Source organism: Rhizobium sp. 10N414, from assembly GCF_056394785.1.
Genome location: NZ_JBFTIN010000011.1, coordinates 86,649 through 107,604, shown reverse-complemented (window position 1 = coordinate 107,604; position 20,956 = coordinate 86,649). Strand labels below are relative to the sequence as shown.

Here is a 20,956-nt window from a genome sequence, read left to right as displayed (position 1 = left end):
ACACAAGTGCTGTGCCCCTAGAGTTTCTGCCCAAACCAGACGGTCCGGTCGGAAGGCTCCACCAGCGGTGGAGCGAGGCGGGCGAAACCGCGAGAGCCCCAGAATCGTACCGCACCATGATTGCTCGCGCTGGCTCCGAGGTGGACACCCTCCACGCCTGCATCCAGCGCATCGGCAAACCATCGATCGAGCAGCTTGGTGCCCATCCCCTGTCCCTGTAATCGCGGCAGGAGGTTCATGTGGATGTGGGCCGGAAAGGATTCGACCAGCGCTGCAGGCGCATGCGCCGGGTGATGGATTGTGGCAATGCGCTTCTGATCCGCGTCCCAGCCGGCAGAATCGCCCTGCGGGTCGGCGTAAACCTTGCGAAGCGCCGGCCACCACTCGCGCTCCAGCCGCTCCTCGAAGGAACGCGTGTCGTGAACGCCGACGATATACCCGGCCACGCCCTCAGAATCTTCCGCCACTAAAGCGGTTTCCGGACTGAGCAAGACGTAAGGCGCAGCATAGATGTGTCCGATCAGCTTGCCGTCGCGATGCAATCTGGTCGCATCGCCGCCAGCATCGCCCGTCACCAGCGATATCAGATAGATCTGCTCGAGATCATCGGTGCGGATGGGACGCAGCGCTGTCATCAGCTTGCCGGCGGATAAAGAAGATCGACGATGTAGCTGGCGTCGAAACGTGAATCCAGCATGCCATAGGTCGAGCGCCAGCCGCCCGCGAGGCGGGTCTCGATGAAGGCATCGGCGATCCGCCCCGCCCCAAGGCGATAAAGCTCGGCGGCGCCGGCGGCGAGCGCCAACTGCTCGACCAGGAGGCGCGCAGCGCCCTCGTCCCGCTCGCAGAGCGCCATGGCGGCGCGCAGCACATCAATCGTCTTCTTCCCGGCCGGGCCGAGATCGCGCGCGAGCCCGGCAAACACCGTCTCGAAGAGATCCTTGCCGCGGTTCAGAATGCGCAGCACGTCGAGCGCCATGACGTTGCCCGAGCCCTCCCAGATCGCATTGACCGGCGCTTCGCGATAATGACGAGCGATCGGGCGCTCCTCAATGTAGCCGCTGCCGCCGATGCACTCCATCGCCTCGTAGATCAATGGCGGCGCGATCTTGCAGCACCAGTATTTCGCAACCGGCGTCATGACACGCGCGTAGGCTGCTTCTTCAGCGCTGCCGCGCGCCTTGTCGAACGCATCGGCAAGGCGGAAGGACAGCGCTGTCGCCGCCGCCACATCGAGCGCCATATCGGCCAAGACGCGCGTCATGATCGGCTGGCTGACCAGCATCTTGCCGAAGACGCTGCGCCCACGGGTGTGGTGCACGGCTTCAGCCAGCGAGGCGCGCATAATGCCCGAGGAGGCCAGCGCGCAGTCGAGCCGCGTCAGTGTCACCATGTCGAGAATAGTGCGGATACCGCCATCCGGCGTACCGAGCAGAAATCCGAACGTATCGCTGAATTCAACTTCTGACGAAGCATTGGAGCGGTTGCCGACCTTGTCCTTCAGACGCTGGAAGTGCAGGCCGTTTGCCGAGCCATCTTCCAGCAGACGTGGAACGAGGAAGCATCCCATTCCATCCTTCGTCTGCGCCAGCATCACGAAGGCGTCGCTCATCGGCGCCGACATGAACCACTTGTGACCGGACAGACGGTAAATGCCTTCGCTGACCTTTTCCGCCGTCGTCGTGTTGGCGCGGACGTCAGTGCCGCCCTGCTTCTCGGTCATGCCCATGCCGATGGTCACGGCGGACTTCTGCATCGCCGGCTTGTTGGTGGAATCATATTTGCGCGACAGGATCTTCGGCGCCCAGTCCTTCTGCACGGCCGGCGAAGCCGACAGCGCCGCGACGGACGCACTCGTCATCGTCAGCGGGCACAGGTGACCGGATTCCAGCTGTGCGGTCAGGTAGAAGCGCGCTGCCCTGACCTTGTGCGCCTGGTTCTTCGCCTCGGTGTCCGCCTGCGGATCCCAGACCGACGAGTGGAGTCCCGATGCCATCGAACGGCGCATCAGCGCGTGCCACGCCGGGTGGAATTCGACGACATCGAGCCGCTCGCCGCGCGGACCGTGCGTGCGCAGCTGCGGCGTGCCCTGATTCGCCATGCGCGCCAGCTCCTGCGCTTCCGGCGAGGTCACGTACCGCCCCATATTGTCGAGGTCGTCGCGGATCCCACGCGGCAACGTGCCGGTCAGATCGACGATCAGCGGATCGGACCTGTAGGCATTGATGCCGGACCAAAGGCTCGGCTGGTTGAGTTCGGCAAGTTTCTCTTCGGCAGGCGTCATGAATCGCTTCTAGTGTAAGAGGCAGGCAAAGGGAAACCGGAAGTTATAATTTCCCTACCTCTGCAATAGTTGAATTCGGGTAAAATTGCAGGGGGAGACGGGCCTTTGCCCACAGCGCAAGCTTGCCGCCGCCCGGCTCACTCTTTATAGACCCCGCAGACGACAGCAAGAGGCAGGTTCATGGTCTTCTTTCCCCACCGCCACCTCATCGGTATCAAAGGGCTCACCGAGCAGGATATCACCTTTCTCCTCGACAAGGCCGACGAGGCCGTCAAGATCAGTCGGCAGAGAGAGAAGAAAACCTCGACGCTGCGAGGCCTGACACAGATCAACCTGTTCTTCGAAGCTTCGACGCGCACCCAATCTTCCTTCGAGCTCGCCGGAAAGCGCCTCGGCGCCGACGTGATGAATATGTCCGTCGGCAATTCTTCGGTGAAGAAGGGCGAGACGCTGATCGATACGGCGATGACGCTGAACGCGATGCGGCCCGATGTGCTTGTCATCCGCCATTCGAGCGCTGGTGCCGCCGCCTTGCTCGCGCAGAAGGTTTCCTGCTCGGTGGTCAACGCCGGCGACGGCCAGCACGAGCATCCGACCCAGGCGCTTCTCGACGCGCTGACAATCCGCCGCGCCAAAGGCAAGCTGTCGCGCATCATCGTCGCGATCTGCGGCGACGTCCTGCATTCGCGCGTGGCGCGCTCGAACATCCTTTTGCTGAATGCCATGGGCGCACGCGTGCGAGTTGTCGCGCCGGCAACGCTACTGCCGGCTGGCATCGCCGACATGGGCGTCGAGGTCTTCCATTCCATGAAGGAGGGCCTGAAGGACGCTGACGTGGTGATGATGCTGCGCCTGCAACGCGAGCGCATGTCCGGGGCCTTCGTGCCGTCGGTTCGCGAGTACTATCACTTCTATGGGCTCGACGCGGAGACCCTCAAGGCGGCGAAGGAAGATGCCCTCGTCATGCATCCCGGCCCGATGAACCGTGGCGTCGAGATCTCCTCCGAGGTTGCGGATGGACCGCAGAGCGTGATTGCAGAACAGGTGGAAATGGGGGTCGCGGTGCGCATGGCCGTGATGGAGACGCTGCTGGTCTCGCAAAATCAGGGTCCGCGTACCGAAGGAGCCGGCGCATGAAGAACTCGATCGTCCTCAAGAACGTTCGTATCATCGACCCCTCGCGCAATCTCGATGAAGTCGGCACGATCATTGTCAAGGATGGCATGATCGTGGCAGCCGGCGCGGATGCGCAGAACCAAGGAGCGCCCGCTGGCGCCGACGTGCGCGATTGCACCGGTCTCGTCGCCACCCCAGGCTTGGTGGATGCCCGCGTCCATATCGGTGAACCCGGAGCCGAACATCGCGAGACAATGGCATCGGCGAGCCGTGCGGCGGCAGCCGGCGGCATCACTTCGATCATCATGATGCCGGATACCGATCCTGTCATCGACGACATCGCGCTGGTCGAGTTCGTCAAGAAGACGGCGAAGGACAAGGCGCTGGTCCACGTCTATCCGGCTGCGGCGATCACCAAGCATCTTGCCGGCGAGGAAATGACCGAGATCGGCCTGCTGATGGAAGCGGGCGCAGTCGCGTTCACCGACGGCCGCTCGAGTGTCCACGACACGCAGGTCCTGCGCCGGGTGATGACCTATGCGCGCGAATTCGGCGCGGTGATATCCTGCGAGACCCGCGACAAATATCTCGGCGCCACCGGTGTCATGCATGAGGGACTGTTTGCCAGTTGGCTCGGTCTCGGCGGCATCCCGAAGGAAGCGGAACTGATCCCGCTCGAGCGCGACCTGCGCATCGCCAAGCTGACGCGCGGCAACTACCACGCCGCGATGATCTCCGTGCCGGAATCGGTCGAGGCGATTGAGCTTGCCCGGAGCCGCGGTGCGACCGTGACCTGCGGCATCTCGATCAACAATCTCTCCCTCAATGAGAACGACATCGGCGAGTACCGCACCTTCTTCAAGCTCTACCCGCCGCTGCGATCCGAAGACGATCGCGTCGCGATGGTGGATGCGCTGGCGCGCGGCGCGATCGATATCATCGTCTCCTCGCATGATCCGCAGGATGTCGACACAAAGCGCCTACCGTTCGGCGAAGCGGCTGATGGCGCCATCGGCCTTGAAACGATGCTTGCTGCGGCACTCCGCCTGCATCACAGCGGCCAGGTCAGCCTGATGCGCCTCATCGATGCCATGTCGACGCGGCCGGCGCAGATCTTCGGCCTCGAGGCGGGCACGCTGAAGCCGGGCGCGAAGGCAGATATTACGCTGATCGACCTCGATGACCCTTGGCTGGTTTCGAAGGACATGCTTCTTTCCCGCTCGAAGAATACGCCGTTCGAAGACGCGCGCTTCAGCGGACGCGCTGTAGCGACCTATGTCGCCGGACAGTGCGTGCATAGCATATAAAAAGACCACCGGAGGGGAACATGGTCTCGGATCTTATGACCTGGCAGATCACGCTGCCTATCGCGCTCGTGGCTGCCGCCATCGGCTACTTGCTCGGCTCCATTCCTTTCGGCCTGATCCTGACGAAGGCAGCCGGGCTCGGTGACGTCCGCAGCATCGGATCCGGCAATATCGGCGCGACCAATGTGCTCAGAACCGGCAACAAGAAGCTTGCAGCCGCAACGCTTCTTCTCGATGCTCTGAAGGCGTCTGCAGCAGCCTGGATCGTCGGCTATTTTTTGGGCAGCGAGGCGGCGCTGATCGCCGGCTTCTTTGCCTTTATCGGTCACCTCTTCCCGGTCTGGATCGGCTTCAAGGGTGGCAAGGGTGTTGCCACCTATATCGGAACACTGCTCGGCATTGCGCCGATCATGGTTCTCGTCTTCGCCGCGGTCTGGCTGGCCGTCGCCTTCACGACCCGGTACTCATCGCTTTCAGCACTGGTTGCAATGCTTGTAATTCCGGTTGCATTGTGGATACTGGGCGCCGAGAAGGTTGCAGCTGTTATGGCCATCATGACTATTATCTCCTACTGGAAGCACAAGGCCAATATCTCCCGCCTGATGAGCGGGACGGAAACCAAGATCGGGGCGAAGGGATAGGATGGACGCTCTCAGCGCCGCGCGGCTGCGTCTCATTCGCTCGGACAATGTCGGGCCTGCGACCTTTCGCGATCTCGTCAATCACTTCGGATCCGCCGAGACGGCGCTGGCCGCCCTGCCCGAGCTTTCTGCGCGCGGCGGCGCCACGCTCTCCATCCGGATAGCGACGGAGAGCGAAGCGCATAAGGAGTTGGAGGCCGCGCGCCGCTTCGGCGCCCGCTTTGTTGGCATCGGCGAGCCAGAATACACACAGGCGTTGAAGCAAGTCGACGTGCGCCGCCGCTGCTTGCCGTCAAAGGCAATCTCGCCGTCTCTTCGCAGCCTGGCGTCGGTATCGTCGGCTCCCGCAATGCCTCCATCAGCGGCGCCAAGTTCGCCGCCACGATTGCGCGCCAGTGCGGCCGAGCCGGCTATGTCGCGGTCTCCGGCCTTGCGCGCGGCATAGATACCGCAGCGCATCGTGCAAGCCTCGATACCGGAACGGTGGTCGCCATGGCCGGAGGTCTGGATCAGCCCTACCCGCCGGAGAATGCCGATCTGCTTGACGATATCTGGAATGGCAACGGGCTCGCCGTCAGTGAGATGTCGTTCGGCTGGGAACCGCGGGCACGCGACTTTCCGCGCCGAAATCGGCTCATCGCCGGCGTTTCGCTGGGGGTCGTTGTCGTCGAAGCAGCGATGCGCTCGGGCTCGCTGATCACCGCAAGACTGGCCGGCGAGTTTGGCAGGCTGGTATTTGCGGTGCCGGGTTCACCGCTCGATCCGCGCTGCCATGGCACGAATGGATTGTTGAAAGACGGTGCCATGATTGTCACGACGCCAGATGACGTCACCGAAGCTATGGCGCCCCTCTCGCAGATCGAACGGTACTCAACGCCGGTCGCCGAGGAGCCGGAGCGCGAGGGTGGCCGTTCGATGCTTCCGCCCGACGAATCCGATCGCTCGCTTTTCGTCGATGCGCTCTGCCCGACGCCCGTCGAGATCGATGATATCATCCGTCACACCGGTTTGCCGGCGGCTTCGGTTTATCTTGTCCTGCTGGAGCTTGATATTGCCGGACGGCTTCATCGCCATCCCGGCGGCTTCGTCTCTCTTGCGATTGGCGACTGAGATCCCTACATCCGGGCCTGCAGATCGCCGGCCTCCACATAGGCCATCACGATCAGATAGCAGAGCATATCGGCGTTCTCTTTTTCCGCCACTCGCCGCAACTCAGCCAGCATCTGCCTGATGAACGCGATGTTCTCTTGCGAGCCGGATCGTCCGGTATCTTTCTTTGCGAACTTGGCCGCCATGGGATAGTCTCTGAGGAAAGAGAAACGCCGCCTTTCGGCTAGCCCGAACCACACTCCAAAAACGATACCTAAATTATCCTAACTTGCAGTACGTTCGCTATCTCGCATTGGTTGCATCGCGTTGTAATACGCAAAAATGAGGTCAGACCACTTGACCGAAACGATTTCCCTGTCCATGTCGAAGAGCCGGTTATCCTGGCACGGCAGGGATTCCATCTGCTTATGCACCGGCTTGGCACGTTTTTTTTTAGAGAATCATGATGAATGTTGTAGTGGTAGAATCGCCCGCCAAGGCAAAGACGATCAACAAGTATCTGGGCTCCGGATACAAGGTGCTCGCCTCCTTCGGCCATGTCCGCGATCTGCCTGCCAAGGACGGCTCGGTCCTTCCCGACCAGGATTTCGAGATGCTGTGGGAGGTCGACGGCGCGTCTGCCAAGCGACTGAAGGACATCGCCGACGCTGTGAAGTCATCCGACAGCCTATTCCTCGCAACCGACCCTGATCGCGAGGGTGAAGCGATTTCCTGGCACGTCCTCGACATGCTGAACAAGAAGCGCGTCCTGAACGGCAAGACCGTGAAGCGGGTCGTTTTCAATGCGATCACGAAGAAGGCCGTGCTCGACGCCATGGCCGACCCGCGCGACATCGATGTTCCGCTGGTTGATGCGTATCTCGCTCGCCGTGCCCTCGACTATCTCGTCGGTTTCAATCTGTCGCCGGTTCTCTGGCGCAAGCTCCCCGGCGCGCGTTCGGCCGGCCGCGTACAGTCAGTGGCGCTGCGCCTGGTCTGCGATCGCGAATCCGAAATCGAACGCTTCATCTCTGAAGAGTACTGGAACCTTTCGGCTCTCCTGAAAACGCCGCGAGGCGACGAGTTTGAAGCGAAACTGGTTGCGGCTGATGGCAAGCGGTTGCAGCCTCGCGCGATCGGAAACGGCGAAGAAGCCGGCAAGCTCAAGGCACTTCTGGAAGGCGCGACCTATGTCGTCGACACGGTCGAGGCGAAGCCGGTCAAGCGCAACCCGGGACCACCCTTCACAACCTCCACGCTTCAGCAGGCAGCGTCCTCGAAACTTGGCTTTTCGGCGTCGCGGACGATGCAGATCGCCCAGAAGCTCTACGAGGGTGTTGATATTGGTGGCGAAACAGTTGGTCTGATCACCTACATGCGTACGGACGGCGTCCAGATGGCGCCCGAAGCCATCGACGCGGCACGCAAGGCCATCGTCGATCAATTCGGCCAGCGCTACATGCCCGAGAAGGCGCGCTTCTATTCGACCAAGGCAAAGAACGCACAGGAGGCGCACGAAGCGATCCGCCCGACTGATTTCAATCAGTCGCCCGACCGCGTGCGGCAGTACCTGGATGCCGACCAGTTGAGGCTTTACGACCTCGTCTGGAAGCGGGGCATTGCGAGCCAGATGGCATCGGCTGAGATCGAACGCACGACGGCTGAAATCACCGCCGACAACAAAGGTGAGAAAGCTGGGCTGCGCGCTGTCGGCTCGGTGATCCGTTTCGACGGCTTCATCGCCGCCTATACCGACCAGAAGGAAGATGGCGAACAGAGCGACGACGGTGACGAGGATGGTCGCCTGCCCGAGATCAACGCTCGTGAGAACCTTGCGAAGCAGAAGATCAATTCGACTCAGCACTTCACTGAGCCGCCACCGCGCTACTCCGAGGCAACGCTGATCAAGAAGATGGAAGAGCTCGGCATCGGGCGTCCGTCGACTTACGCGGCGACGCTGGCGACCTTGCGTGACCGCGAATACGTCACCATCGACAAGCGCAAACTGATCCCGCAGGCCAAGGGCCGGCTGGTGACGGCCTTCCTCGAAAGCTTCTTCACCAAGTACGTCGAATACGATTTTACGGCAGATCTTGAAGAGAAGCTCGACCGGATCTCTGCCGGGGAGCTGAACTGGAAGCAGGTGCTGCGCGATTTCTGGAAGGACTTCTTCTCCCAGATCGAGGATACGAAGGAACTTCGTGTCACCAACGTCCTCGATTCGCTTAACGAGGCACTGGCGCCACTTGTATTCCCGAAACGAGAAGACGGCGGTGATCCGCGCATCTGTCAAGTTTGCGGCACCGGCAATCTTTCGCTTAAGCTTGGAAAATACGGCGCCTTCGTTGGCTGCTCGAACTATCCCGAATGCAACTATACCCGCCAGCTTTCGTCAGAAGGCGGTTCGGAGGCCGAAGGCGTTGCGCTGAACGAGCCTAAGAATCTCGGTTCCGATCCGGTGACTGGCGAAGAACTGACCCTGCGTTCAGGACGCTTCGGCCCCTACATCCAGCGTGGCGAAGGCAAGGAAGCCAAGCGTTCTTCCCTGCCGAAGGGCTGGARGCCTGAGGACATCGATTACGAAAAGGCGATGGCGCTGATTTCGTTGCCACGCGACATCGGCAAGCACCCGGAAACCGGCAAGATGATTTCTTCCGGCATCGGCCGTTATGGGCCGTTCCTGCTGCATGATGGAGGCTACGCCAACCTTGAAAGCGTCGAAGACGTCTTCTCGATCGGCCTCAACCGCGCTGTCACCGTGATCGCCGAGAAGGCGAGCAAGGCGCCGGGTGGGAGGACGGCGGCGGCAGCTCTGAAAGAGCTCGGCGACCATCCCGACGGCGGCGCAATCACGGTTCGCGACGGCAAGTACGGCCCCTATGTGAACTGGGGCAAGGTCAATGCGACGCTGCCGAAGGGCACCGATCCGCAGGCCCTGACCGTCGAGGAAGCGCTGGCGCTGATCGCCGCCAAGGCCGGCAAGGCACCGGCTTCGAAGAGTAAGGCAAAACCGAAGGCGAAGGCCGCTGCGGCTGAAACCAAGACGACCAAGACCGCGGCCAAGCCGAAGACGGCGAAGGCCAAGGCGCCGGCAAAGACGAAAAAGAGCAAAGAGTGAGCAAAATCCCGCGGGAAAGAATGAAGGGCATGGGCAAGCGTCCCGGCAAGATTGGACGCGCCAGCCAACAACCCGCAGCCGAACCGCTGAACATCGCTCACGGAGCCCTGCCTTCCCGCGACGTGATCCTGCGCTTCATCGCCGATCATCCGCAGAAGGCCTCGAAGCGCGAACTCGCAAAGGCCTTCGGGCTGAAAGGCGACAGCCGGGTCGAGCTGAAACACCTCCTGCGCGAACTGGAGCAGGAAGGCATGCTGCAGAAGACGCGCAAGTCGCTGATCCGGCCGGGCGCACTGCCGCCTGTCACCGTGCTCGACATCACGACGCGCGACAAGGATGGCGAACTGATCGGCCGCCCGGCGGAGTGGCCTGACGATCAGGGCGTTGCGCCTGCTGTCGCTATTCGCCAGTCGACCTCGCCTGCCGGGCGCAACGGCAAGGGCAAGGCGCTGGTTGCCGGCATGGGCGATCGCATCCTGGCGAAGATCTTTCCGGCCGCCGACCGTGGTGGGCCGGCCTACACGGCGCGCATCATCAAGATTTTGGACAAGCGCCGCGGTGCGCTGCTCGGGGTCTTCAAGGATGCGCCGGGAGGAGCCGGCCGTCTGCTTCCGATCGACCGACGCGGCGAGGAAATGGTGATCGACCCTGACTACAAGGGCGAGGCCAAGGACGGCGATCTGGTTGAAGTCGAAGTCGCTCGCCTTGGGCGCTTCGGCCTGGCACGCGCCAAGGTCCTGTCGATTGTCGGTTCGGTCGCATCCGAGAAGGCGATCTCGATGATCGCCATCCATGCTCACGGAATCCCTTATATATTTCCGCCTGCTGTGGTCGCCGAAGCCGACGATGCCAAACCTGCGACGATGTCGCATCGCGAAGATTGGCGAGATGTCCCGCTGATCACCATCGACCCGGCGGATGCGAAAGACCATGACGACGCCGTCTATGCGGAAACTGACCCTTCTCCCGACAATCCGGACGGCGTTATCGTTACGGTCGCCATCGCCGACGTCTCCTATTACGTCCGCCCGAGCTCGCCACTCGACCGCGAAGCTCTGAAGCGCGGCAACTCGGTCTACTTCCCCGACCGGGTCGTGCCGATGCTGCCGGAGCGCATCTCGAACGATCTCTGCTCGCTGAGAGAAGGTCAGGACCGGCCGGCGCTTGCCGTTCGCATGGTGTTTTCGAAGGAAGGCCGCAAAATCGGCCACACCTTCCACCGTGTCATGATGAAGAGCGCTGCAAAGCTCTCCTATCAGCAGGCGCAGGCGGCCATCGATGGCAAGCCGGATGACAAGACGGGACCGCTTCTGGAACCAATCTTGAAGCCGTTGTGGAATGCCTACAGGATCATGACGCGCGTCCGCGAGCGCCGGCAGCCGCTTGAACTCGACATGCCGGAACGCAAGATCCTGCTAAAGCCTGACGGCACCGTGGAGCGCGTCTTCGTGCCGCCGCGCCTCGATGCACACAAGCTGATCGAGGAAATGATGATCCAGGCCAACGTCTCGGCCGCCGAGACGCTGGAGAAGAAGCGGCAAGTCCTGATCTACCGTATCCATGACGGGCCGACGCTCGCCAAGCAGGAAGTGCTGCGCGAGTTCCTGGCAACGCTTGGCATATCGCTTGCCAAGGGCGGCAACATGCGCGCCAACAATTTCAACATGATCCTCGCCAAGGCAGACGACACGCCGCACCAGACGATGGTCAACGAGATGGTGCTGCGTTCTCAGAGCCAGGCGATCTACAGCCCCGAGAATATCGGGCATTTCGGCCTGAACCTCATGAAATACACGCACTTCACCTCGCCCATCCGGCGCTATGCGGACCTGATCGTGCATCGGGCGCTGGTCGGTTCGCTCGGCTTCGGTGAAGGCGGGATCACGCCCGACGAAGAGGCCGCGCTCGACGACATCGCCGCCGAGATCTCAACCTTCGAGCGCCGCGCGATGGCGGCCGAGCGCGAAACGGTGGACCGCCTGATTGCGCATCATCTTGCCGGCCGCGTCGGCGAGGAATTCGAAGGACGCGTATCAGGTGTGACGAAATCGGGACTATTTGTCACTCTCCCGGACTATGGAGCAGACGGCTTCGTTCCTATATCTACGCTCGGAACGGACTACTTCATCTATGATGAGGCGCACCAGGCGCTGTCTGGCGAAAAGACCGGGCTCGGATATCGCCTCGGCGACAGTGTCACGGTCAAGCTTGCAGAAGCCATTCCGCTTGCCGGTGCGCTACGCTTCGAGATGATCAGCGAAGGGCGAAAAATGCCCACAGCTGTACGTTCGTTCCACAAGGCGGGCCGGCGGGACGCAAGACGGGCACGCAAGAAGGCCGGGACAAGGCCGCCAAGAGGGCGGCGATAGGCGTGTAGGGCGCCGCGAAAGGAAACGAACGATGACGACCACCTCGAGCGACCAGACGATCCGTTACGGAAGCAATCAGGAGGCGGAACGTCCGCTCGGCCGCTCTGTCAAGCGCGGCATGATGAACACCTGCCCCGCATGCGGCAGCGGCAAACTCTTCAAAAGCTTCCTGAAGCCGGTGGACAATTGTGCCGCCTGTGGCGAGGCCATGTACCATCATCGCTCGGACGACCTACCGCCTTACCTTGCAATCGTGGTGATCGGCCATGTCATCATCGGCGGCTACATGGCAACGGATCTCGTTTGGCCAATGCCCCTCTGGCTGACCTTCGCGATCTGGACACCCATCACATTGATTGCCACGCTTTTGATCATCCAGCCGATCAAGGGCGGTGTCATCGGTCTGCAATGGGCGTTGAAGATGCACGGCTTCGGTGGACAAACCGACGATCATGACGCCTACGAGATACCGGGCCGCAAGCGCTAGGACATTTCTGCCTTCACCTTGACGACACAATTGACGTGTAGTGGCAGCCCCAACGGCGCTGCGGTTCCGCGGGGCGAAATCTCATGTGTATTCGGTAAGCTTCTTTGACTATACGACTTCAAGATCATCCAGGTTATTGCCGCCAGCGCATTTCATCTTGTAAAGCACAGCCGTCACTTGGATTTGGCACGCCTGTGCCTTTCTATGGTGCGTCGCGGTGAGCGATTCTGTGCAGCAGGTCTCTAAGGATGCGTATATGTCTCAGCCGCGGAACGGCACAACACCAGGCGATGTCGAAGAAATTCACTGGCCTTCACTGGTGGCAGCCATTTCGTCCATCTCCGCTGTCGGCATAGCAATCGGCCTGGGACTCCCGCTTCTCAGCATCATTCTCGAAAAGCGCGGCATTCCATCGACACTGATCGGACTGAATACGGCGATGGCCGGGGTTGCCGCCATGGCGGCTGCGCCGATCACCACGAAACTGGCGCACAAATACGGCGTCGCCCCGACGATGATCTGGGCCGTCGTGATTTCAGCGATCAGCGCACTCGGCTTCTACTATGCCCAGGACTTCTGGATGTGGTTTCCGCTGCGGTTCGCTTTTCACGGCGCGACGACGACGCTGTTCATCCTATCGGAATTCTGGATCAATGCCGCCTCGCCGCCCTCCAAGCGCGGCTTCGTGCTCGGCATCTATGCAACCGTCCTTTCGCTCGGTTTTGCAGGCGGGCCGCTGCTCTTTTCGATTCTCGGCAGCGAGGGCGTGCTTCCATTCGCGGTCGGCGCTGGTGCCGTCTTGTTGGCCGCCATTCCCATCTACATCGCACGCTACGAAAGCCCGGTTCTCGAGGAGAAGCCTGAACTTCATTTCATGCGCTACGTCTTCCTTGTGCCCACCGCAACGGCCGCCGTCTTCATTTTCGGGGCCGTCGAAGCCGGCGGTTTGGCACTGTTCCCGATCTATGCGGTGCGCGCCTCCTTTACGGAATCTCAGGCCGCGCTGCTGCTGACGGTGATGGGAATCGGCAACGTGATCTTCCAGATCCCGGTTGGGCTGCTCTCGGACCGAATGAAGGACAAGCGCCCGCTGCTGGCCGCGATGGCCTTCATGGGCCTGATAGGTTCCCTGATGCTGCCGGTTCTCGTGCACAGCTGGATTCTGATGGCGACCGTACTTCTGTTCTGGGGCGGCTGTGTCGCGGGCCTTTATACGGTGGGACTCAGTCACCTCGGCTCTCGCCTGACCGGCTCGGACCTCGCAGCAGCCAACGCGGCCTTTGTATTCTGTTACGCGGTTGGCACTGTGGCCGGGCCGCAGGTTATCGGCGCCGCCATCGACGTTGCCGGCAACAACGGTTTTGCCTGGGCGATCGCCGGATTCTTCGGGCTTTATGCCCTGCTTTCCTCGATCAGGCTGCTTTTCCTCCGAAAGCGGGCTTGACTTTTCGGGCGGGATTCGTAGTTTCGCGCCAGAATTTGCCGTGGAGCCTATCCGGCCTGCCACGGCTTTCATCTTATTAAAGGCAGGACGACCATGGCCAAGGCTACCACAATCAAGATCAAGCTGCTGTCGACGGCCGACACCGGTTTCTTCTACGTCACGACGAAGAACAGCCGTACGATGACCGACAAGATGACGAAGACCAAGTACGACCCGATTGCTAAGAAGCACGTCGAGTTCAAGGAAACCAAGATCAAGTAATCGCTTGATCTGACGTTTTTCGAAGAGGCGCGCGCCCATGGGCTGCGCGCCTTTTTGTTTGCCGGCTTTGCCGTCTGGTCTCGAGGCCTGAAAACAGAAACGCCGTCCTTCCTAAAATGCGGAAAGGACGGCGTTTTCCTGAAAGGGGGTCGACCAGCAAGCAACGCGGCACGAGGAACCGCTTATTGTTGCAAACCAGCCGACCGACCCCACGACCCAGGAGATGCGGCGGACCTGAGCATCATGGGGTACCTCGGACTCCTCACGGGAGTACTTATCTCTTATGGCCGATAATTTGCTCGAAAATGAAAGAAAATCAACAAATTCTTAATGGTTAGATTTCTGGGCTTGATTTCATGGTTAAAAGTACGGCTTTGGGACAGTTTTTAAAGCTTGGAATCGCGTACTTTTGCAAGAATAGCGCCTAATGGGCAAAGAAGGCCGAAACTATAGCCCAATAGTATTAGCTTCCGCCGATGCGGGCCAAAGCTTGTCCATTCGCGGCTACTTGCGAAATGCCGGCTACATCCGATTGATCCTCACATTTGTCCCAGCAACCGCGCGGCATCTGCCTAGCATGATATCAAGAGCGAGCAAACCTTCGGAGGGAAATGCCGGCTTTGCAACTGCAATTACTTCGTTGCCGTGCCGTCCGCCCTTAATTAGCAAGTTGTGGATGACCTGAAATGCCTCATAGAAGCATTGCTCAAGCGGCGGCGACCACGCGATTACGGCCACCCGTTTTTGCCTCGTAAAGCGCAAGGTCCGCCTGCTTCATCAACTGCCCTGGAGTGAGGATGGAGGAGATCCGCGACGAAATGCCGAAGGACGCCGTGACGTCCAGTTCCTGCCCCGTTGACTTCAGCAGGAACGGTACCGTCTCGACCACCGAGCGCAGTCGCTCCGCGACGGCTGCCGCCACTTCGGGCGAGGTATCCGGCATAACCACTACGAATTCCTCGCCGCCGTATCGGCAGGCCAGATCGGCACCACGGACGGTGGAGCGGATGCGCCTTGCAAACTCCCGCAGCACATCATCCCCCGCATCATGGCCATAGGTGTCGTTGACTTGCTTGAAGCGATCGATATCGGTGATCAGCACCGATAGCGGACGACCTCGCGCCATCGAGCGATTGAAGAGCGTGCTGAGGTGATTATCCAGGTAGCGGCGGTTGCTGAGCCCGGTCAGCGGATCGGTCACGGCAAGCTCGATCGTTTGCTTCACGCTCGCGCGCAGGCGATCATTATAACGCTTGCGGCGCATCTGCGTCAGGCTGCGCGCCACCAGCTCATTGGGATCGACCGGCCGGACGATATAGTCGTTGACGCCGAGTTCCAGGGCCCGGATCACCATGTCGTCGTCGCCCTGCTCGGTGATGATCAGGATCGGTAGAAAGCGCGTGCGCTCGAGCGAACGAAGCTGCGAGCACAGGCGCAGCGGATCATAGTTGTCGAAATTGGCGTTGACGATAACCAGTTCAAAGGGGGTTTCCGACGCTTCGAAGAGTGCCGCCTGCGGATCCGAGATTGCCGAGACATCGGCGATGGGCTTCAGCGCCTTGATGATGCGTTCCTGCGAATTGGCGCGTCCGTCGACCAGCAGCACCTGGCCCGATTCGTCGCCCCGCCCCTCGCCGGTTCGCAGCAGTTCATCGATCCCCATGGTCTGCGCTGTTTCGGCGCGAATGCGCAATTCGTCGCTGAGCGTCTTCAGCCGCAACAGGCTCTTCACCCGGGAAATCAGCTGAAGGTCATTGACCGGTTTGGTGAGAAAATCGTCTGCGCCGGCTTTCAGACCACGCACGCGATCGGCCGACTGATCCAAGGCCGTCACCATGACGACAGGTATGTGCGAGGTCTTGGGATTGGCCTTCAGGCGCTCGCAGACCTCGAAGCCGTCCATCCCCGGCATCATGATATCAAGAAGGACAAGATCGACCTGGTTGCGCTCGCATATTGCGAGGGCCTGATAGCCGTCGCCGGCGGTCAAGACATCGAAATACTCCGCGACTAGCCGCGCCTCGAGCAACTTGACGTTGGCCGGAATGTCATCAACCACGAGAATGCGCGCAGTCATAGGCTTCTTTCCGATGCGTCAGGCATCGCCCAAATAGGTCTTGATCGTCTCAATGAATTTAGGAACGGAAATGGGTTTGGAGACATAGGCCTCGCAGCCGCCCTGGCGTATGCGTTCCTCGTCACCTTTCATGGCAAATGCTGTAACGGCGATAACAGGAATGACGTGCAGGTCATCGTCTTCCTTCAGCCATTTGGTAACCTCGAGACCAGAAACCTCGGGGAGTTGGATATCCATCAAAATCAGATCGGGCCGGTATTTGCGCGCGAGGTCGAGCGCTTCCATGCCGTTTCGGGTCTGAATCGTCGTGTAGCCGGACGCCTCGATGAGGTCGCGAAAGAGCTTCATGTTGAGCTCGTTATCTTCTACAATCATCACCTGCTTGGGCATGACACGCGTCCTACGTCCGTTCCGGTACCGCTTCCCCGCATGAAGAAGACTTCTGCGATGGCATGGTTCCATAGAACCGATCGCGGCACACTATCGCTATTTGGTTGAAAAATAGGTAATTTACCCAGAAAAATGCAAAGCAACTTCAAGACTTCGAAACAACTCGCGGCCGATCCGCAGCAGACTGCGATCTCCGTTCTTGCCTGGCTTGCCAACGATCCGGATCTGTTCGGTCGTTTTCTCGCATTGACCGGTGTTGAACCGGCCCAGGTGCGCCGCGTGGTCAGCGATCCCGGCTTCCTTTCCGGCATGATGGATTTCGTCATGCAGCACGAGCCGACGGCGATGGCCTTCTGCCAAGCGACCGGCACCGCGCCCGACGCATTGAATGCGGCATGGCTGCACTTTTCGCCGCCGGGACTTGGCTCGGGAGAATTTTGAGCATGGATATTGCTACCAACGTCAGCCAGGTGCGCCTCGGCGACCGGCCTTTGGTTGTGTGCGACATCGACGAAGTGGTTCTCGAGTTCCTCACTCCCTTCACCGCTTTCCTGCGCTCGCACAGCTACGACCTCCTGCCGCGGTCGTTCCGCCTCTACGGTAATATCGTCTCTCTGCTTGACGGCAGCGAGCTGGATAGGGACGCCGTCGATTCGTTCGAGGAAGTGTTCTTCGCGAACCAGCACCTCTGGCAGAAACCGGCGGAAAAAGCCGTTGAAACACTGCAGTCGCTTTCGGCCGACGCCGACATCGTCTTCTTGACCGCGATGCCACCTCGGCACCACGGTATCCGGCGCGAATTTCTCAATCAGCTCGACCTCTCGTTCGACCTGATCGCCACGGAAGAGCCCAAGGGGCCCGTCGTCGCAAGGCTGCATGATGGCCGAAGCCTGCCAGTCGCCTTCATCGATGATATGCAACGCAATCTCCTTTCCGTTGCCGATCATGTGCCTAAGTGCTTGCTCCTGACCATGATGGCCAACGCGGATTTCAAGCCGTTCGCGCCACCGCCAGTTGGAAACATCGTCGCCGCCGCCGGCTGGGACCATGCCGCAGAGTTGCTGAGGGCGCATTTCTCGGCGGATGTCCTCAAGGGCGCAAGTCCAGCCGCATGAGCGGTCGGCCATCCTTTCGTCTGGCCACGGTTTCAAATCCAGCCGCATCGAAGATCGCGGTTGATCCAATACAGAGCGTCACCGACTTCGATTGCTTGACGTGGTCAATCGGACAGCCCTCGAGGTAGCGGGCACCGTGGCGCCACGCATGGTCGATTGCACCGGCAAGCAGTTGATGGCTGAGCCCCTGCCCACGCAAATGCGATGTCAGGAAGAAACAACTCACCGCCCAGAATGACGGATCGTGTGCATCACCCTCTTCCATCGGTCGGGACACTGTCCGCGACGAGTTGAATTGCGGTACGTCGTGCCTTGGCCCGACCTGAACCCAGGCGACCGGTTCCTCATCGGCATAGGCCAGAATACCTGGCGGCGGCCCGACAGCGATCCTGCCAAGCATGTGCGACTTTCGCTCGTCCGGCCTCATCTTCGTCCGCACGGCATGAGGCAAGCGAAGCGCGACACACCAGCAATCATAAAACGCTCCGCGGGGACCGAAGAGCCGTTCGAAGTCACTCCACCGGTCTGCTGTCACCGGCTCGAAACGGAGATCGATATCCAATGCAAACCTCCCAGCCTCTCTTGAGACTCGAAAGTTTAGAGGCTAATGTTGCGATGTTCAATCTTTGTTCTCATCATGACACTTGCCTACGCCAAGACACCCGGCTTCTGTCGCGACTGCCTTGCCGAGCAGAAGGCCGAAACGTGCCGTTGTGTGGCGTGCGGCAGCCCCCGGCTTGTGCGACACAAGGAGCTGTACGAACTGACGCTGGCGCATATCGATTGCGACGCCTTCTATGCAGCGATCGAGAAGCGTGACAATCCAGAACTCGCCGATAAGCCCGTCATCATCGGCGGCGGCAAACGCGGGGTGGTCTCGACCGCATGTTACATTGCGCGTATCCACGGCGTTCGTTCTGCAATGCCGATGTTCAAGGCTCTTGAGGCCTGCCCCCAGGCAGTCGTCATCCGACCCGACATGGAAAAGTACGTGAAGGTCGGACGCGAAGTCCGCACCTTGATGCAGGAACTGACCCCGCTCGTTCAGCCGCTTTCGATCGACGAGGCGTTTCTGGAACTCGGCGGCACCGAGCGGCTGCATCACGATCCGCCGGCGCGCACGCTTGCCAAGTTCGTCCAGCGCATCGAGAAGGAGATCGGCATAACCATCTCCGTTGGGCTCTCCTACTGCAAGTTTCTCGCCAAGGTCGCGTCCGACCTTCAGAAACCTCGCGGCTTCTCGGTCATTGGCCGCGAGGAAGCAGTTTTTTTCCTGGCACCGCGGCCGGTGACGACGATCTGGGGCGTCGGCAAGGCGTTTGCAGCCACGCTGGAGGCCGACGGCATCCGGACGATTGGCCAGTTGCAGACGATGGAGGAAAACGACCTGATGCGCCGATATGGCAGCATGGGGCAGCGGCTGGCGCGTCTTTCCCGCGGCATCGACGACCGCGAAGTGCATCTGAACGACGCGGCGAAGAGCGTCTCGTCCGAAACGACTTTCTTCGACGATATATCCCGCCATGACGAGCTTGTTCCGATCCTCCGCAGTCTTTCCGAAAAGGTCTCCTGGCGGCTGAAGAAAGATGATATCGCCGGCCAGACCGTGGTTCTCAAAATGAAGACGGCGGACTTCAAGCTGCGCACCCGCAATCGCAAACTTGAAGACCCGACCCGGCTTGCCGACCGGATATTCCGTACCGGGCTGGACCTGCTGGAGAAGGAAACGGACGGCACGAAGTTTCGCCTCATCGGGATCGGCGTCACCGACCTTTGCGACCCCGCGCGCGCAGATCCGCCCGACCTTATCGATGAGCAATCGGGTCGTAGGGCCGCAGCCGAAGCGGCAATGGACAAGTTGCGCGACAAGTTCGGCAAAGGCACCGTCCAGACCGGATATACGTTTGGCGGCAAGCGCGATCACTAATACGTGAGGCTGCCTCAGGGTTCCTTATATCAAGTTTTCCTTAAGCTTCACCGACTAGGCTTCGGCTTCAAGTATTGCGTATCGGTTGAGTCATATGTTGTCGCGTCTCGTTTTTGGCCTCGGCTTGCTGTCGGCCACCGCGCTCGTGCATCCCGCTCTCGCGGCGGATGCACGCACGCTGCAGATCTTCGTATCGAAGGATGCGCAGTCGCTTACGCTCTACGACGGCACAGAGGTCGTGGCGACCTCGAAGGTTTCGACGGGGAAGCCGGGCCATACGACGCCGAGCGGCATCTTTTCCGTCATCGAGAAGCAGAGATATCACGAATCCAATATCTATTCGGCTGCGCCGATGCCGTTCATGCAGCGGCTGACCTGGTCTGGCATCGCGCTTCACGAGTCGCATTCCGTGCCGCGCTACCCAGCATCGCATGGCTGCGTCCGAATGCCGGCAGCCTTCGCCAAGCAGCTCTACAAGATGACGGCAATGGGCGTTCCGGTTGTCATTACCGACGCGGAAGTAACGCCGGAACCGATCGATCACCCGACGCTCTTCCGGCCGGATATGCCGGAGCCGCCAGCACTGCTTTCCGACGCTTCGCTGAGGCCGACGATCGGGCAGGCTCCCGTTCAGGTCGCCATGAACGACGTCGCGCCACCGCCTGCACAAATGCCGGCAGCGAGCGCTCCCGCAAACGACACACCGATCCGTATTCTCATTACGCGCCGCAGTCTGCGCGAGGAGATCATCGACCTTCAGACATATCTCAACGGGCTCGGATTTGCCGCGGGTGAACCGGATGGCCTCCTCGGGTCGGCAACGCTTCAGGCAATCAGTGATTTCAAGTTGCAGCATCCAGTCGAGCCGACCAACGACAAGTCACCGGCAAGTGACGCGCTCATTAAGGCGGTCTATGCCGCGGCGGGCAAGGGAGCGCCGCCGAACGGCGTCATCATGGTTCGCCAAGGCTTCCAGCCGGTTCTTGAAGCGCCGATCTCGATCGAGAACCCGGGCCTTGCCCTCGGTACGCATTTCTTCTCTGTCCACAACGTCGATTTCGAAACCGGCTCGGCGGACTGGATGGGAGCGACGCTTCCCAACACACTCGCCCGCGCGATCATGAACCGGCTCGGCATTAGCAGCCTGGAAAGCTCGATCATATCAGGCACGCCGATCGCCAATGCGCTGAGCCGTATCGATATTCCTGAGGAGGCGCGGCGGAAGATCGACGCCATGCTGACCACCGGCTCGACGTTGACAATCTCAGACACCGGCCTCGGACCGGAGACCGGCGAAGGAACCGACTTCATCACCCTTACAAGAGGTTGAC

At 60.5% G+C, this 20,956-nt stretch carries 18 protein-coding genes and 1 pseudogene; 13 read left to right on the top strand and 6 right to left on the bottom strand.

The window, feature by feature from the left end; genetic code table 11:
- Positions 1–17: 17 nt before the first annotated feature.
- Positions 18–635 carry a GNAT family N-acetyltransferase gene (locus AC1DE4_RS12995; protein ID WP_477881533.1) on the bottom strand — a complete coding sequence of 206 codons (618 nt, stop codon included), beginning with the start codon at positions 633–635 and terminating at the stop codon, positions 18–20.
- Complete coding sequence (locus AC1DE4_RS12990) at positions 635–2,284, bottom strand: acyl-CoA dehydrogenase family protein (RefSeq protein WP_018857020.1); 1,650 nt, start codon at positions 2,282–2,284, stop codon at positions 635–637. Before AC1DE4_RS12990 ends, AC1DE4_RS12995 begins: the two co-directional genes overlap by 1 nt.
- Before the next feature lie 180 nt (positions 2,285–2,464).
- On the opposite strand from AC1DE4_RS12990, the gene AC1DE4_RS12985 reads away from it, so the two are divergent.
- From AC1DE4_RS12985 to dprA, 4 genes and pseudogenes are all read left to right on the top strand, one after another.
- Positions 2,465–3,421, top strand: coding sequence for an aspartate carbamoyltransferase catalytic subunit (locus AC1DE4_RS12985; protein ID WP_018857021.1), 957 nt, complete (start codon positions 2,465–2,467; stop codon positions 3,419–3,421).
- Positions 3,418–4,707 (top strand): dihydroorotase, encoded by a 1,290-nt coding sequence (locus tag AC1DE4_RS12980; RefSeq protein WP_018857022.1) that lies wholly within the window; start codon positions 3,418–3,420, stop codon positions 4,705–4,707. The genes AC1DE4_RS12985 and AC1DE4_RS12980 overlap by 4 nt, the downstream gene beginning before the upstream one ends.
- 20 nt (positions 4,708–4,727) lie before the next feature.
- Positions 4,728–5,348, top strand: a complete 621-nt coding sequence (gene plsY, locus AC1DE4_RS12975) for a glycerol-3-phosphate 1-O-acyltransferase PlsY (RefSeq protein ID WP_169681814.1) — start codon at positions 4,728–4,730, stop codon at positions 5,346–5,348.
- Between the two features lies 1 nt (position 5,349).
- Positions 5,350–6,458 (top strand): annotated as a pseudogene (dprA, locus tag AC1DE4_RS12970) (DNA-processing protein DprA).
- Between the two features lie 5 nt (positions 6,459–6,463).
- Here dprA and AC1DE4_RS12965 read toward each other — a convergent pair.
- Positions 6,464–6,643: a hypothetical protein gene (locus AC1DE4_RS12965; RefSeq protein ID WP_018857024.1), complete on the bottom strand. Its 180-nt coding sequence runs from the start codon at positions 6,641–6,643 to the stop codon at positions 6,464–6,466.
- Positions 6,644–6,903: 260 nt separating this feature from the next.
- Between AC1DE4_RS12965 and topA the strand changes: the two genes are divergently transcribed.
- The 5 genes from topA (at position 6,904) to rpmG (ending at position 14,116) form a co-directional block, all read left to right on the top strand.
- On the top strand, positions 6,904–9,555 hold the full coding sequence (gene topA, locus AC1DE4_RS12960; protein WP_477881562.1) for a type I DNA topoisomerase: 2,652 nt from the start codon (positions 6,904–6,906) through the stop codon (positions 9,553–9,555).
- Positions 9,552–11,924 carry a ribonuclease R gene (rnr, locus tag AC1DE4_RS12955; RefSeq protein ID WP_477881530.1) on the top strand — a complete coding sequence of 791 codons (2,373 nt, stop codon included), beginning with the start codon at positions 9,552–9,554 and terminating at the stop codon, positions 11,922–11,924. The genes topA and rnr overlap by 4 nt, the downstream gene beginning before the upstream one ends.
- A gap of 31 nt (positions 11,925–11,955) precedes the next feature.
- Positions 11,956–12,411, top strand: a complete 456-nt coding sequence (locus AC1DE4_RS12950; protein ID WP_018857027.1) for a DUF983 domain-containing protein — start codon at positions 11,956–11,958, stop codon at positions 12,409–12,411.
- 256 nt (positions 12,412–12,667) lie between these two features.
- Complete coding sequence (locus tag AC1DE4_RS12945; RefSeq protein WP_018857028.1) at positions 12,668–13,855, top strand: MFS transporter; 1,188 nt, start codon at positions 12,668–12,670, stop codon at positions 13,853–13,855.
- A gap of 93 nt (positions 13,856–13,948) precedes the next feature.
- Positions 13,949–14,116 (top strand): 50S ribosomal protein L33, encoded by a 168-nt coding sequence (gene rpmG, locus AC1DE4_RS12940; RefSeq protein ID WP_003587245.1) that lies wholly within the window; start codon positions 13,949–13,951, stop codon positions 14,114–14,116.
- Positions 14,117–14,822: 706 nt separating this feature from the next.
- On the opposite strand, the gene AC1DE4_RS12935 is transcribed toward rpmG, so the two are convergent.
- Together AC1DE4_RS12935 and AC1DE4_RS12930 are read right to left on the bottom strand one after the other, a co-directional pair.
- Complete coding sequence (locus AC1DE4_RS12935) at positions 14,823–16,193, bottom strand: PleD family two-component system response regulator (protein WP_018857029.1); 1,371 nt, start codon at positions 16,191–16,193, stop codon at positions 14,823–14,825.
- Between the two features lie 18 nt (positions 16,194–16,211).
- Entirely contained in the window at positions 16,212–16,583 is a 372-nt protein-coding gene (locus tag AC1DE4_RS12930) for a response regulator (protein WP_007531841.1), read from the bottom strand.
- Positions 16,584–16,715: 132 nt separating this feature from the next.
- On the opposite strand from AC1DE4_RS12930, the gene AC1DE4_RS12925 reads away from it, so the two are divergent.
- Positions 16,716–17,024: a DUF3572 domain-containing protein gene (locus tag AC1DE4_RS12925; protein WP_018857030.1), complete on the top strand. Its 309-nt coding sequence runs from the start codon at positions 16,716–16,718 to the stop codon at positions 17,022–17,024.
- A gap of 2 nt (positions 17,025–17,026) precedes the next feature.
- Positions 17,027–17,698, top strand: a complete 672-nt coding sequence (locus AC1DE4_RS12920; RefSeq protein WP_112656482.1) for a hypothetical protein — start codon at positions 17,027–17,029, stop codon at positions 17,696–17,698.
- Here the strand turns inward: AC1DE4_RS12920 and AC1DE4_RS12915 are convergent.
- Positions 17,673–18,260 carry a GNAT family N-acetyltransferase gene (locus AC1DE4_RS12915; protein WP_018857032.1) on the bottom strand — a complete coding sequence of 196 codons (588 nt, stop codon included), beginning with the start codon at positions 18,258–18,260 and terminating at the stop codon, positions 17,673–17,675. The genes AC1DE4_RS12920 and AC1DE4_RS12915 overlap by 26 nt on opposite strands.
- A 75-nt stretch (positions 18,261–18,335) precedes the next feature.
- Here AC1DE4_RS12915 and AC1DE4_RS12910 point away from each other — a divergent pair, with 75 nt between their 5' ends.
- Positions 18,336–19,625 carry a DNA polymerase IV gene (locus tag AC1DE4_RS12910; RefSeq protein ID WP_026371766.1) on the top strand — a complete coding sequence of 430 codons (1,290 nt, stop codon included), beginning with the start codon at positions 18,336–18,338 and terminating at the stop codon, positions 19,623–19,625.
- Between the two features lie 94 nt (positions 19,626–19,719).
- A complete protein-coding gene (locus AC1DE4_RS12905) occupies positions 19,720–20,955 on the top strand; it encodes a L,D-transpeptidase family protein (protein WP_477881528.1) in 1,236 nt (411 codons plus the stop codon).
- Position 20,956: the final 1 nt, after the last annotated feature.

What these genes read in the sequence shown, in the direction of transcription:
- AC1DE4_RS12995 (WP_477881533.1), bottom strand. Translation starts at nt 635, where the DNA reads ATGACAGCGCTGCGTCCCATCCGCACCGATGATCTCGAGCAGATCTAT.
- AC1DE4_RS12990 (WP_018857020.1), bottom strand. Translation starts at nt 2,284, where the DNA reads ATGACGCCTGCCGAAGAGAAACTTGCCGAACTCAACCAGCCGAGCCTT.
- AC1DE4_RS12985 (WP_018857021.1), top strand. Translation starts at nt 2,465, where the DNA reads ATGGTCTTCTTTCCCCACCGCCACCTCATCGGTATCAAAGGGCTCACC.
- AC1DE4_RS12980 (WP_018857022.1), top strand. Translation starts at nt 3,418, where the DNA reads ATGAAGAACTCGATCGTCCTCAAGAACGTTCGTATCATCGACCCCTCG.
- plsY (WP_169681814.1), top strand. Translation starts at nt 4,728, where the DNA reads ATGGTCTCGGATCTTATGACCTGGCAGATCACGCTGCCTATCGCGCTC.
- AC1DE4_RS12965 (WP_018857024.1), bottom strand. Translation starts at nt 6,643, where the DNA reads ATGGCGGCCAAGTTCGCAAAGAAAGATACCGGACGATCCGGCTCGCAA.
- AC1DE4_RS12950 (WP_018857027.1), top strand. Translation starts at nt 11,956, where the DNA reads ATGACGACCACCTCGAGCGACCAGACGATCCGTTACGGAAGCAATCAG.
- AC1DE4_RS12945 (WP_018857028.1), top strand. Translation starts at nt 12,668, where the DNA reads ATGTCTCAGCCGCGGAACGGCACAACACCAGGCGATGTCGAAGAAATT.
- rpmG (WP_003587245.1), top strand. Translation starts at nt 13,949, where the DNA reads ATGGCCAAGGCTACCACAATCAAGATCAAGCTGCTGTCGACGGCCGAC.
- AC1DE4_RS12935 (WP_018857029.1), bottom strand. Translation starts at nt 16,193, where the DNA reads ATGACTGCGCGCATTCTCGTGGTTGATGACATTCCGGCCAACGTCAAG.
- AC1DE4_RS12930 (WP_007531841.1), bottom strand. Translation starts at nt 16,583, where the DNA reads ATGCCCAAGCAGGTGATGATTGTAGAAGATAACGAGCTCAACATGAAG.
- AC1DE4_RS12925 (WP_018857030.1), top strand. Translation starts at nt 16,716, where the DNA reads ATGCAAAGCAACTTCAAGACTTCGAAACAACTCGCGGCCGATCCGCAG.
- AC1DE4_RS12920 (WP_112656482.1), top strand. Translation starts at nt 17,027, where the DNA reads ATGGATATTGCTACCAACGTCAGCCAGGTGCGCCTCGGCGACCGGCCT.
- AC1DE4_RS12910 (WP_026371766.1), top strand. Translation starts at nt 18,336, where the DNA reads ATGACACTTGCCTACGCCAAGACACCCGGCTTCTGTCGCGACTGCCTT.
- AC1DE4_RS12905 (WP_477881528.1), top strand. Translation starts at nt 19,720, where the DNA reads ATGTTGTCGCGTCTCGTTTTTGGCCTCGGCTTGCTGTCGGCCACCGCG.